This is a genomic window from Leclercia sp., assembly GCF_036780805.1.
Classification (GTDB): Bacteria; Pseudomonadota; Gammaproteobacteria; order Enterobacterales; family Enterobacteriaceae; genus Enterobacter.
On record NZ_DAIQCE010000001.1, the window covers coordinates 163,312 to 175,518 of the forward strand.

A 12,207-nucleotide genomic window follows, 5' to 3' on the forward strand; every position below is an offset into this window, starting at 1 on the left:
GGAAAAAGAGTCAGTTAAAAACTCGGAGAGTTAGCGCCGTTTTGTTACCAATGTGGTCCTTTCTATCAGGAGATATTTATGAAAAGGACCGCACTTTACACCGCGCTGGCGTCAGCCCTTCTGTTGCCTTCGCTTTCTGCGCATGCAGGCCCGCAGGCTCATGTTGTTTGCGCTTATCATCACACCTCGGGTGATGATGCCATTATGATGTTCGGCAAAGCTAATCAGGCAATGTGGCATGATTTCTTTGGCAACACCCGCACCGATGCTGACTCATCTTATGCCTCGCTGCGCCAGCAGCCGGAAACCACCTGCGATAACAAAGCGGACAGTTCGGCTTACTGGGCACCCTCCCTGCGTCTCCCGGACGGCACGGTGGTGAAACCTGCGTATCAGAAAACCTACTATCAGGCTTCAAACGTTGATCAGTATCCCCTCAGCCCTTTCCCGGCCGGGCTTGCGCTGCTGGTGGGCGATCACCATGGTGCTAAGCCCAACTCGCGGATCACTTTCTTATGCGCCAACGGCAAGGGCTACAGCAATAAAATCGGTGAAGTCTGCGGACTGCGAAGCGCTAAAGATGCGGTGCAGTTTAATATCGGTATCCAGTTCCCCAACTGTTGGGACGGTATCAACCTGAAGCCGCACCACGGAATGGCAAATGCTGCCTACGATGTGAAAGGGCAGTGCCCTTCCGGCTACCCGGTGAAGATCCCGACGGTGAACATGAACGTGGCTTACGTGCTGCACGACATCACCTCCCTGGATACGGCTAAAGTCCAGCTGTCGCTCGATCCCACCATGAATGGTGATGAGCGGGAAGAGCACTGGGGCAGCCTCTATACCGCCCATGCCGACTTTATGAACGGCTGGACCGAAGAGGGGGCCCGCTTTATGACCGAAATGTGCATGAATCAGGGCATGGATTGTGGCACCAACGTGCCTTATGGCTATTCGAAGGCGCAGGCGAACGTCTGGGTGAGCAGCGAGACGCCGACCACTCCGGTTCCGACGGCACAGACGCTGTTAATCCAGGATAACTGGAAAAACGGCGGTCGTACCCGTAACGTCGAGACCATGAGCCTGGTCAAATTTAAGATCCCTGCGCTGGCGACAGGCCAGGATCCTTCCTTGTTCAAGTACAAGGTCCGCATCTTTGGTGGGAAAGTTGAAGCTAACGGCGCCGATCAGATCTTCTTCTACCCGGCCAGCAACGACTGGGATCCTGCCACCGTCACCTGGAAAAAGCGGCCTGCCTGCAACTACAGTTCCGATGCGATCCTGTATCTCAACAACAAGCGTGAGTACCGGATGGTGGATGTTGATAAGGCGGTGCGTAAAGCGCTGGCCGCAGGGAAAACGGAAATCTCCTGGTACATCGGGGGGGACCGTCAGGGTAACCACTACCAGTTCAATCCGGCAGACACCAGAGAGAGCCTGATGCTGATGCTGACGGGGTACAAACACACCCCGGAAATCTAACTATCAGAAGCCGGCCCGGCAGCGGGCTGGCTTCAGCCTCTCTTTACATATGCTTACATTTGTTGCTCTGGATGATAAAAACCAGTAGATACAGTGAGTTATAAATTTAGCCTGGACGCGCTTATTTCATTTGAAACAGCCCGATACCGCGTTAAAAATGACAAATTATCCTGCTTAAATAACGACTTAGCCTCTCTCCCTGACTCATATCAATAACTTATTAGTTTCCTTTAAAAACAATTTCGTTTGTTTAACACAGCACGCGATGCTAATTTTCATCGCGAATTAACAACGTGTGGTTTTTAAACAGAGTCAGGCAGGTTTCAGATCGCGGCTGAGTCTTTGTTTCAGGCATCTTTTTTCTTTCTGGTGGTTATGGGTATGGTTAAAAAATTACTGATCGCGGTTGTACTCTCCTCAATAGTTTCCGCTCCGGCGCTGGCGATTAATGCCAAGTTTCGCGAGCAGTTGATCCGCTCCGGGTGTAATCAGCAAACCGAGATGGACGGCACCTGTGATATTCATAAAACCAAAGCGGAGAACCAGCAATCCGCCGAGCTGAATAGCTTTCTGCGCGACAGCGTTCGTGGGCAAAAGGTTGATGCAGCTTACAACGCGCTTGAGGGATATGGTTTTAAAAATACGCAACCTCTGACCTGGGTGAAGGGCAAACAAAAGGTGACGTTAAAAATGAATAATGCTGACGTGGTGACCAGCGCGACCGTTGCGCACTGATTGCACTTTGAAAAACTGAACGCTCTTACAGCCCCGTTGGGGCTGTTTTTGTTGCTGGCTTTATTTGTTTTCCTGTATCGCAGGCATAAAAAAAACCAACCGCAACGGGTTGGTTTTTTTGGGATTTTTGGTCGGCACGGAGAGATTTGAACTCTCGACCCTCGCCACCCCATGACGATGCGCTACCAGGCTGCGCTACGTGCCGACACGAAAATTTATACTACCCATTTCCGCGTTTAATGCAAGGCCAGTTCAGGCTAACTGATTAATTTTGAATCAGTTAGCAATAAACCGTTTTTCATCCGTCAGCACCTGCAACAGCAGACTGAGCTGTGGCGTCTGGTCGTGGAGTTTCTCACCCTGCAGATTGTACGTCCTGTAGCTGCCGTTGCTGTTCAGAACCAGCGTCAGAGTTGGGGTCGTAACGGCTAAGGTATTGTTGCTGGCGGCCGTTACCCAGTTGTGACGACGTGTGGCGCTGAACAGATCCTGACCCTGGGAGTACTCATTAGCTGGCGTGCTGACGTGGAGCAGACGCTGCATCAGGGTCGTCATCACATCTTTATGATCGGTCAGCATGTTAATGCGCTGCGATGGCGTGCCAGGCCAGTGGATGACCAGCGGAACGTGCAGGCGAGGGCGCGACCAGTCGACATCCTTGCCCTCGTTGTCCAGCGGCACGCCGTGACCCGCGGTGATCACCACGACCGTGTTCTCCAGCTTGCCGGATTCACGCAGGGCGTCCAGCACCCGGGCAATCTGCGCATCCACATCGCCTGCCGCCTTAGCGTAGCGACGGGTAAAGGTTTTCTGGTTGCTGTTATCCAGCGTGGTGCCGTTGAGGGCAATCCACGAGAACCAGCGGTTATCGTCCTGCGCATAGCGGTTCAGCCAGCTGATCCACTGTCCTGCAGTCTGTGCGTCGGACTGGCTCTGGGTGGTCGGCAGTGAGAAGTCGGACAGCAGCGCCTGGCGGTACAGCGGACTGCTGAAGCCATCAGATGAGAACAGTCCCAGCTGATAACCCTGCTGGTTCAGGCCGGTGATCAGCGCCGCAGGGATACGCGACGACAGCACGCCGTCCATATAGCCCGGCGAAATGCCGTAGAACAGGCCGAAGATCCCGGTATCGGTGGAGTTACCGGAGCTCATATGTTGGGTAAAGTTAATGTTCTTATCGGCAAACTCCGCCAGCGTCGGCATCTGCTTCTCAAAGCGCGAGTAGTTCAGCCCGTCAACGGTGATCAGCAGGACGTTTTGCCCCTGGCCCATGTCACGGTAACGCAGATCGCTGAGCGGATACTGCACCGAAACCGCTTCGGGATCGCCTTGCTCAATCAGGCGGCGCTGATACTCCTGCGCATCCAGCAGGCCGTGTTTCTCGAGGAAGCGACGAGCGGTCATCGGATAGGAGAGCGGCAGGTTCGCACGCTGCATGGTGATCGGCCGATAGAAGTTGGCGTCAGCCCAGATATACATGAAATGCGAGCCGATAAAAGCCGCAAAAAACAGGGCGGCGACCGGTTTAGCGTAGCGACGACGTCGCGTCAGGCTGCGCAGTTTTTGCCAGCTCCAGGTGGCAAACAGCATCTCAATCAGCAGGATAATCGGCACGCTGATAAACATCAGCTGCCAGTCGCGTGCCGTTTCGTTCTGGTCGGGGTTAATCACCAGTTCCCAGACGACAGGATTAAGATGCAGGTGGAAACGGGTAAAGACTTCGCTGTCGATCAGCAGCAGCGTCATGCCTGCGGTGGCGAGGATGGCGGAGACAAACCGCATCAGCCGTTGTGACATAACGACAAACGTCAGTGGGAACAGGATCAACAGATAGGTGGAGAACACCAGAAAGCTGAAATGGCCAATGACGCTCATCCAGGAGTAGATACGCCCGGCAAGCGTTGTCGGCCAGTCGGCGACAAACAGGTAACGACTGCCAAGCACCATCGCCAACAGAATGTTGAACAGGGCAAACCAGTGCCCCCAGCTAACCATCTGGGAGACTTTTTCACGGTAGCGCTGACGATTCGTCACCATAAACTGTCGTTCGTTTCCCTTAGTGCGCCTGGTCGTCGTTAACCGAGGACTGTAAGGCCTGGGCGAAAGATTTTGCGATCGCCTGGCGCTGGGCCGGCGCAACGCTGGTATTGATAAGGTTAGTCACCATATTTCCCAGAACCATCAGGGAAAGGTCGGTTGGCGCCTTATGTTTTTCCAGTACGTTGAGCAGCTCACTGAGCATTTGTTCAACGTGTTCATCACTATAGCGGGAGAGTTGTGGCATAAATCGAAATCTGTTTGTGGAGGAAAGGGCAACATATTACCGTAGCAACAGCTTTTTTTCCCCTTTTTTATCTTCGGTTGCATACATGACTGGCGGGTGGTTGAATACGGCCCGGTCTAAAAGGAGAGTTTATCATGAGTCTGGATATCAACCAGATTGCCCTGCACCAGCTTATCAAGCGTGATGAGCAAACCCTTGAGCTGGTGCTGCGCGATTCGTTACTGGAACCTACACCTACCGCGGTCGACATGATCGCGGAGCTGCACCGGGTTTACAGCGCCAAAAACAAAGCCTACGGCCTGTTCAGCGAAGAGAGTGAACTGGCGCAGACGCTGCGTCTGCAGCGTCAGGGCGAAGAGGATTTCCTCGCCTTCAGCCGGGCCGCTACCGGTCGTCTGCGCGATGAGCTGGCGAAGTACCCCTTTGCCGATGGTGGGATCGTCCTGTTCTGCCACTATCGTTACCTGGCGGTGGAGTATCTGCTGGTGGCGGTGCTGAACAACTTAAGCAGCATGCGCGTCAATGAGCAGCTGGATATCAGCTCGACTCACTATCTGGACATCAACCACGCGGATATCGTGGCGCGTATCGATTTGACCGAATGGGAAACCAATCCGGAGTCGACCCGCTATCTGACCTTCCTGAAAGGGCGGGTAGGGCGCAAGGTTGCCGACTTCTTTATGGATTTCCTGGGTGCCAGCGAAGGGCTGAATGCTAAAGCGCAGAATAAAGGCCTGCTGCAGGCGGTGGATGACTTTACCGCAGAAGCCGAGCTGGACAAATCCGAGCGCCAGAACGTGCGTCAGCAGGTGTACGCCTACTGCAACGAGCAGCTGCAGGCAGGGGAAGAGATCGAGCTGGAGTCGCTGTCAAAAGAGCTGGCCGGCGTCAGCGAGGTGAGTTTCCAGGACTTTACGGCGGAGAAAGGCTACGAGCTGGAAGAGAGCTTCCCGGCGGATCGCAGCACCCTGCGTCAGCTCACTAAATTTGCCGGTAGCGGCGGTGGGTTAACCATTAACTTTGATGCCATGCTGCTGGGCGAGCGTATTTTCTGGGATCCGGCGACCGACACGCTGACCATCAAAGGCACCCCGCCAAACCTGCGCGACCAGCTGCAGCGTCGCACCTCCGGCGGCAAATAACGGCCATAAAAAAACCCCGCAATGCGGGGTTTTTTCTCAACCTGTTAGCGATTACGCGCGAACGAAGTCGATGTGAGACAGTTTTGGCTTGAACGGGTGACGCTGAACAGCCTGAACCTTCACTTTTTCTTCTTTACCGTCAACAACCAGGGTCAGAACTTCGCCGTAAAAACCAGGCTTGTCCTGCAGGTTCCACACTTTGTCGTGGTCCAGTTCGATTGCGATCGGAGCAGCTTCGCCGCCATAGATGATGGCAGGGAATTTGTTTGCTACGCGCAGGCGGCGGCTCGCACCCTTGCCCTGCTCTTTACGTGCTTCTACATTGATAGTTAACATTGATTTCTCTCTGTACATATTATTCCTGCTACAGGCGACCCAGCAGCAGGTAAGTGTTCTGCCTCACGGATGTGAAGCGGGCGGCATTTTATACTCAAATGGCTCGCACATCAATGAAAAGTCCCTTTATCCACGTAATTCGTTGGCCCGGCGATAGCGGCCTTCATAATCGAAAACCTTTTCACGCACCTGCCAGAACTGCCCTTTTTTGCGCGCCACCACAAAGTCAGGGTGGCGCAACAGCGGCTGCTGATGAACGATATCCGCCGCGGTGATCCAGCGCAGCGGCACCCCAGGGGTACGGGTATGCGGGCGGATAAACAGCTGCTCAAAGGCGGTACGCTGGGCGGGGGTCTGCAAACGGAAGCGCTCACTTACATCTGCGCCGTCTTCGTCGTAATAGGTGATTTTCAGCCATTCGCCTTTTTCATCCGCGCCGTGAGCCAGCACCATCCCGCTGCAGCGCAGCACCAGCGCGTCTTTCAGCTTCAGGGCCGCTTTCAGCATATCGTCGGGATCGACCAGCACCGTATCGCAGGCGCGGCAGCGGCGGGCGGCAATGTCGTTTTCGGCGTTGCACTGCGGGCAGTTTTTAAAGCGGAAGCGGTAGTCGCACTGCTCGCGATGCCCCTCGTCATCTTCAAACCAGCCCTGACAGCGGCGGCCAAAGTGCTCAATCAGGGTGCCGTCGGCGGTGGTTTTGCCCCAGAAGGTGTTGGCAAACCCGCAGCCGGGGCAAAACACCTGCACGGGGACGTTGTCACTTTTCCCCTTCGGCGCACCCACTTCCGGGGCATAAAGGTCGTGAGGGTTGCCGGCGTAATCCAGAATCAGGCAGTCGGTTTTGCCGGGCGCTAAACGCAGGCCGCGGCCGACAATCTGCTGATAGAGGCTGACGGATTCGGTCGGGCGCAGAATGGCGATCAGATCGACGTGCGGAGCATCAAAGCCGGTAGTAAGCACTGACACATTGACCAGGTAGCGGAACTGCTGCGCCTTAAAATCTTCAATCAGCCGGTCGCGCTCGCTGCCGGGCGTTTCGCCGGTGATAAGCCGGGCTTCGCTGGCGGGCAGCAGGCCGGTGATTTCCCGGGCGTGCTCCACGGTGGCGGCAAAAATCATTACCCCTTTGCGGTCAGCGGCAAATTCCATTATCTGGCTGATGATATGCGGGGTAATACGATCCTGTTTTTTCAGCTCACGGTTGAGATCCGCCTCGCTGAACAGGCCGTTGCTCTGGACCTGCAACCGGCTGAAATCGTACTGCACCACTGGCATATCCAGCCGCTCCGGCGGCGTCAGGTAGCCGTGTTTGATCATATAGCGCAGCGGCAGCTCGTAAATGCAGTCGCGGAACAGCGCCTTTTCATTGCCGCGCACCATGCCGTGATAGTGAAAGCGGTAGATCCAGCCTTTGCCGAGGCGGAACGGGGTAGCGGTGAGCCCCAGCAGACGGATCTGCGGGTTCACGCTCTTCAGGTGGGTCAGGATCTGCTGATACTGGCTGTCATCGTCATCGCTGATACGATGGCACTCATCCACAATCAGCAGCGAGAACTCGCTCTGAAACTTGTCCAGATTGCGCGCCACCGACTGCACGCTGCCAAACACCACCTTGCCGTGGCTCTCTTTACGCTGCAGACCGGCGGCAAAAATATCGGCCTCCAGGCCCAGCGCCAGATACTTGGCATGGTTCTGCGCTACCAGCTCTTTGACGTGCGCCAGCACCAGCACGCGGCCGCGCGCCAGGCGCGCCAGCTCGGCGATCACCAGGCTTTTGCCCGCGCCCGTGGGCAGGACGATGGCGGCCGGTTCTTTATGCTGACGAAAGTGGGCGAGGGTGGCGTCCACGGCTTCCTGTTGATAGGGGCGAAGTGTAAAGGTCATGGTTACTCAGCTTGGTTATCTCGCACATAGTATGCCACGAAACTTTTTCCCTTGAGTGGCGCACAGAGCCCGTTATACTGGGCTGTTGTTAACTGCTTCTTTTCCGGGCGCCTCGTCCGGCTCCTGGCACCTTTAAGGCTAAAATTATTTCATGCGACTTGATAAGTTTATCGCTCAGCAACTCGGCGTAAGCCGCGCTATTGCTGCGCGTCTGATTCGCGGCAGCCACGTAACCGTGGATGACGACATTGTGCGAGACAGCGCGTTCAAACTCCAGCCTGAGCATCAGGTAGAATATGAAGGCAATTCGCTGACCCAGCAGATCGGCCCGCGCTACTTCATGCTCAATAAGCCGCAGGGCTACGTCTGTTCGACCGACGATCCGGATCACCCGACCGTGCTCTATTTCCTCGATGAGCCTGTGGCGCACAAACTGCACGCCGCCGGGCGTCTGGATATCGACACCACCGGTCTGGTGCTGATGACCGACGACGGTCAGTGGTCGCACCGTATTACCTCCCCGCGCCACCATTGCGAAAAGACCTACCTGGTGACCCTGGAGTCGCCGGTGAGCGACAGCACGGCAGAGCAATTTGCCCACGGCGTCCAGCTGCACAATGAAAAAGATCTGACTAAGCCCGCCGTTCTGGAAGTGATCACCCCTACCGAAGTGCGTCTGACCATCAGCGAAGGACGCTACCATCAGGTAAAACGCATGTTCGCTGCCGTGGGTAACCATGTTGTCGGTCTGCATCGCGAACGGATCGGAGAGATTGCTCTCGACCCGGAACTTGCGCCAGGCGAATACCGCCCGTTGACGGAAGAAGAAGTTGCCAGCGTTGGCCTCTCTTCTCGCTAATTTCAGGAGCTCACTGTGACCACCAGGCCACACTCGTCGTTCAGCATTGTCTTTATCCTTGGCCTGCTGGCCATGCTGATGCCGCTGTCCATCGACATGTATCTGCCCGCGCTGCCGGTGATCGCTGAGCAATTTGGCGTACCTGCGGGTAGCGCACAAATGACCCTCAGCACTTATATCCTCGGCTTTGCCCTCGGCCAGCTGCTGTACGGACCGATGGCTGACAGCCTGGGCCGCAAACCGGTGATACTGGGCGGGACGCTGGTGTTTGCCGGCGCGGCGGCGGCCTGCGCGATGTCGCAGTCCATCGATCACCTGATCGTTATGCGTTTCTTCCACGGCCTGGCGGCAGCGGCGGCCAGCGTGGTCATCAACGCCCTGATGCGGGATATCTACCCGAAAGAAGAGTTCTCCCGCATGATGTCATTCGTCATGCTGGTTACCACCGTTGCGCCGCTGGTGGCGCCAATGGTCGGGGGCGCGGTGCTGGTGTGGTTCAGCTGGCATGCGATTTTCTGGATCCTGGCGCTGGCGGCCCTGCTGGCCTCGGCGATGATCTTCTTCTTTATAAAGGAAACCCTGCCCGCTGAGCATCGGCAGAAGTTTCATATCCGCACCACGCTCGGCAATTTTGCCTCGCTGTTTCGCCATAAGCGCGTGCTGAGCTATATGCTGGCCAGCGGCTTCAGCTTTGCCGGGATGTTCTCCTTCCTCAGCGCCGGGCCTTTTGTCTACATCGAGCTTAACCACGTCTCCCCGCAGCATTTTGGCTACTACTTCGCGCTGAACGTGGTGTTCATCTTTGTGCTGACCATGATTAACAGCCGCTTCGTCCGCCGGGTGGGGGCGCTGAACATGTTCCGCATTGGGCTGTGGATCCAGTTCGTGATGGCGATGTGGATGGTAGTGACCGCCTTCTTCGATGTCGGCTTCTGGACCCTGGTGGTGGGGATCGCGGCCTTTGTCGGGTGTATCTCGATGGTGTCGTCCAACGCGATGGCGGTGATCCTCGATGAGTTCCCACATATGGCCGGAACGGCTTCTTCCCTGGCGGGGACCTTCCGCTTCGGGATTGGCGCCATTGTCGGGGCGCTGCTGTCGCTTGCGACCTTTACCAGCGCCTGGCCGATGCTCTGGTCAATTGCCCTCTGCGCCACCGGTTCAATTCTGTTCTGCCTCTACGCCAGTCGGCCACGAAAAGCGGTGAAATAAACGACAAAAAAGGGTCCCGACGGGGCCCTTTTTTGATGCCGGTCAATCAAAACAGGTTTCATTGACGCCTTGTTTGTTTCTTTTATGTAAAATCTATTTATGTAAATAGTCACAGCTTTGTAGTTAAAAAGGTTGTGTTAGATCACAGAAACGGGTACATATAGCGCCGCTAATGACCTGAAACACTGCCAAAAAGCCCTGATAAATAAGACGCCAACGCCCGTGGAAACTGGTGTAAGCGTTTTCTTAATCAAAACAGGGCAAGTGTTTAATGATGTGTTACTATAAATGTAAATAGATTGTGAAGTATATTTTGCTTCCGGGGAACAAACGTGAATACATTACAGCTCTCCATTATTCATCGCTTGCCGCAGAGCTATCGCTGGTCGGCGGGTTTTGCAGGCTCGAAGGTTGAACCGATTCCGCAAAATGCAGCGAACGGTGATAACTGTCTGGTAGCGCTCAAGCTGCTGGGCCCGGAAGAGGGCAACGCGTGGCCGGTGATGGAAAAGTTAAGCCAGGCGCTGACCGATATTGAGCTTTACAGCTCGGTTCTGGAGTGCGAAGGCGAGCCGTGCCTGTTCGTGAAAAGCCAGGACGAGTTCGCGGCAACCTGCCGTCTGAAAAATTTTGGTGTGGCGATCGCCGAATCCGTAGCAGGTCAGGCCCCTGTCTGAGCGTCAGCGTAGCGCTAATAGCTGACGCGTGTACTCTTGCGTCGGCGCGGCAAACACGCGCTGACACTCCCCTTGCTCGACCACCTCTCCCTGCCGTAGCACAATCACCTGATGGCATAGCGCCCGTACCACCTGTAAATCGTGGCTGATAAAGATATAGGCCAGACGGTGCTTTTCCTGCAGCGCCTTCAGCAGTGCCAGAATCTGCGCCTGCACGGTTTTGTCCAGCGATGAGGTCGGTTCATCCAGAATAATCAGCTCCGGGCGCAGGATCAGCGCGCGGGCAATGGCGATGCGCTGGCGCTGGCCGCCGGAAAAGGCGGCGGGATAGCGATGCCGGGTCTGCGGATCCAGCCCCACTTCACCCATCACCCGAATTACCTCCTCTTCGCGCGCCTGCAGGCTGAGACCGGGCTGGTGAACGCGCAACCCCTCCTCAATAATTTGCTGCACGTTAAGTCGCGGATTCAGAGAGGAGTTGGGATCCTGGAACACCACCTGCATCCGGTGGCGGACGGGCAGCATCTGTCGGCGATCCCAGCGGTGCAACGGCTGGCCGTCAAACTCTATTTCCCCTTTCGAGGCGATCAGGCGCAGCAGCGCCAGCCCGGTGGTGCTCTTTCCGGAGCCGGATTCGCCCACAAGCCCTAAAGTTTCGCCCGGACGCAGGGTGAAGCTGACGTTATTCAGCACCTGCTTGTGATCCACTACCCGGCGCAGGAGACCTTTGCGCACCGGAAACGCCACCGAGAGATCTTTTACGCTCAGCAGCGGTTGCCCCGCGTCCGGCAGCGGAACAGGATCCCCGGCGGGCTCGCTGTTGAGCAGCCGCTGGGTGTAGGGATGCTGTGGGGCGGCGAGCAGCGGCGCGGCGCGGTTCTGTTCCACGCAGCGGCCGTTCTGCATTACTGCGACCCGGTCAGCCAGCTTTTTTACAATGCTGAGGTTATGGGTGATAAACAGCAGGCTCATGTTCAGCTCGTCGCGCAGCTCGCGTAACAGCTGCAGGATCTGCGCCTGCACCGTGACGTCCAGCGCGGTGGTCGGCTCATCGGCGATCAGCAGTTCCGGGCGGGTCAGCAGCGCCATGGCAATCATTACCCGCTGGCGTTCACCGCCGGAGAGCTGGTGAGGGAAATCGGCCAGCCGTTTTGCGGCGTTGCGGATCCCGGTGCGTTCGAGGCAGTCGAGCATCTCCCCGCGCGCCGCCTCTTTACGCATCCCGCGGTGCAGGGAGAGCACCTCATAGAGCTGTTTTTCGAGGGTGTGCAGCGGGTTCAGCGACACCATCGGCTCCTGGAAAATCATGGCGATTTTGTTGCCGCGCACTCCGCGCAGGGTGCGCTCGTCGGCATGCAGCAGCGACTGGCCGTGAAACAGGATGTCGCCCTGCGGATAGACTACCGGCGGGGCAGGGAGCAGGCGCAGGACCGAGAGGGCGGTGACGCTCTTCCCGGAGCCCGATTCTCCGACCAGCGCCAGCGTCTCGCCGGCATCAATTTGCAGGGAGATCTCATTGACCACGGTGCGCAGCTCGCCCTGCTGGCGAAAAGCGATGGAGAGCGCGTCGATATGAAGCAGAGGCTGGGTCAT

General features: G+C 56.5%; 11 protein-coding genes and 1 tRNA gene. 6 read left to right on the plus strand and 6 right to left on the minus strand.

All coding sequences use genetic code 11. From position 1 onward, the window contains the following. Window positions 1-78 precede the first annotated feature (78 nt). Window positions 79-1,482 carry a CBM96 family carbohydrate-binding protein gene (locus V7Q49_RS00685; RefSeq protein ID WP_333848815.1) on the plus strand — a complete coding sequence of 468 codons (1,404 nt, stop codon included), beginning with the start codon at window positions 79-81 and terminating at the stop codon, window positions 1,480-1,482. A gap of 381 nt (window positions 1,483-1,863) precedes the next feature. Further along, complete coding sequence (locus tag V7Q49_RS23485) at window positions 1,864-2,217, plus strand: hypothetical protein (RefSeq protein WP_442913051.1); 354 nt, start codon at window positions 1,864-1,866, stop codon at window positions 2,215-2,217. A 128-nt stretch (window positions 2,218-2,345) separates the two neighbouring features. Here V7Q49_RS23485 and V7Q49_RS00695 read toward each other — a convergent pair. From V7Q49_RS00695 to V7Q49_RS00705, 3 genes are all read right to left on the minus strand, one after another. Further along, window positions 2,346-2,422: transfer RNA gene (locus V7Q49_RS00695), tRNA-Pro, on the minus strand. A 71-nt stretch (window positions 2,423-2,493) separates the two neighbouring features. Beyond that, window positions 2,494-4,254 carry an LPS biosynthesis-modulating metalloenzyme YejM gene (gene yejM, locus V7Q49_RS00700; RefSeq protein ID WP_333848816.1) on the minus strand — a complete coding sequence of 587 codons (1,761 nt, stop codon included), beginning with the start codon at window positions 4,252-4,254 and terminating at the stop codon, window positions 2,494-2,496. A gap of 19 nt (window positions 4,255-4,273) precedes the next feature. Next, entirely contained in the window at window positions 4,274-4,501 is a 228-nt protein-coding gene (locus V7Q49_RS00705) for a YejL family protein (protein WP_032612681.1), read from the minus strand. 134 nt (window positions 4,502-4,635) lie between these two features. Between V7Q49_RS00705 and yejK the strand changes: the two genes are divergently transcribed. Continuing rightward, window positions 4,636-5,643: a nucleoid-associated protein YejK gene (gene yejK / locus V7Q49_RS00710; RefSeq protein ID WP_106995381.1), complete on the plus strand. Its 1,008-nt coding sequence runs from the start codon at window positions 4,636-4,638 to the stop codon at window positions 5,641-5,643. A gap of 51 nt (window positions 5,644-5,694) precedes the next feature. Here yejK and rplY read toward each other — a convergent pair whose 3' ends face one another. Together rplY and V7Q49_RS00720 are read right to left on the minus strand one after the other, a co-directional pair. Beyond that, window positions 5,695-5,979, minus strand: a complete 285-nt coding sequence (gene rplY / locus V7Q49_RS00715; protein WP_106995380.1) for a 50S ribosomal protein L25 — start codon at window positions 5,977-5,979, stop codon at window positions 5,695-5,697. Between the two features lie 126 nt (window positions 5,980-6,105). Further along, the gene (locus tag V7Q49_RS00720) at window positions 6,106-7,866 is read right to left on the minus strand and encodes a DEAD/DEAH box helicase (RefSeq protein ID WP_333848817.1); all 1,761 of its coding nucleotides are present in this window, start codon (window positions 7,864-7,866) and stop codon (window positions 6,106-6,108) included. Window positions 7,867-8,017: 151 nt separating this feature from the next. Here V7Q49_RS00720 and rsuA point away from each other — a divergent pair, with 151 nt between their 5' ends. From rsuA to V7Q49_RS00735, 3 genes are all read left to right on the plus strand, one after another. Continuing rightward, window positions 8,018-8,725 carry a 16S rRNA pseudouridine(516) synthase RsuA gene (gene rsuA, locus V7Q49_RS00725; RefSeq protein ID WP_333848818.1) on the plus strand — a complete coding sequence of 236 codons (708 nt, stop codon included), beginning with the start codon at window positions 8,018-8,020 and terminating at the stop codon, window positions 8,723-8,725. A gap of 15 nt (window positions 8,726-8,740) precedes the next feature. Then, complete coding sequence (locus tag V7Q49_RS00730) at window positions 8,741-9,937, plus strand: Bcr/CflA family multidrug efflux MFS transporter (protein ID WP_142486504.1); 1,197 nt, start codon at window positions 8,741-8,743, stop codon at window positions 9,935-9,937. A gap of 332 nt (window positions 9,938-10,269) precedes the next feature. Next, window positions 10,270-10,614 (plus strand): YejG family protein, encoded by a 345-nt coding sequence (locus V7Q49_RS00735; protein WP_106995376.1) that lies wholly within the window; start codon window positions 10,270-10,272, stop codon window positions 10,612-10,614. 3 nt (window positions 10,615-10,617) lie between these two features. On the opposite strand, the gene yejF is transcribed toward V7Q49_RS00735, so the two are convergent. Beyond that, window positions 10,618-12,207 carry a microcin C ABC transporter ATP-binding protein YejF gene (yejF, locus tag V7Q49_RS00740; RefSeq protein WP_333848819.1) on the minus strand — a complete coding sequence of 530 codons (1,590 nt, stop codon included), beginning with the start codon at window positions 12,205-12,207 and terminating at the stop codon, window positions 10,618-10,620.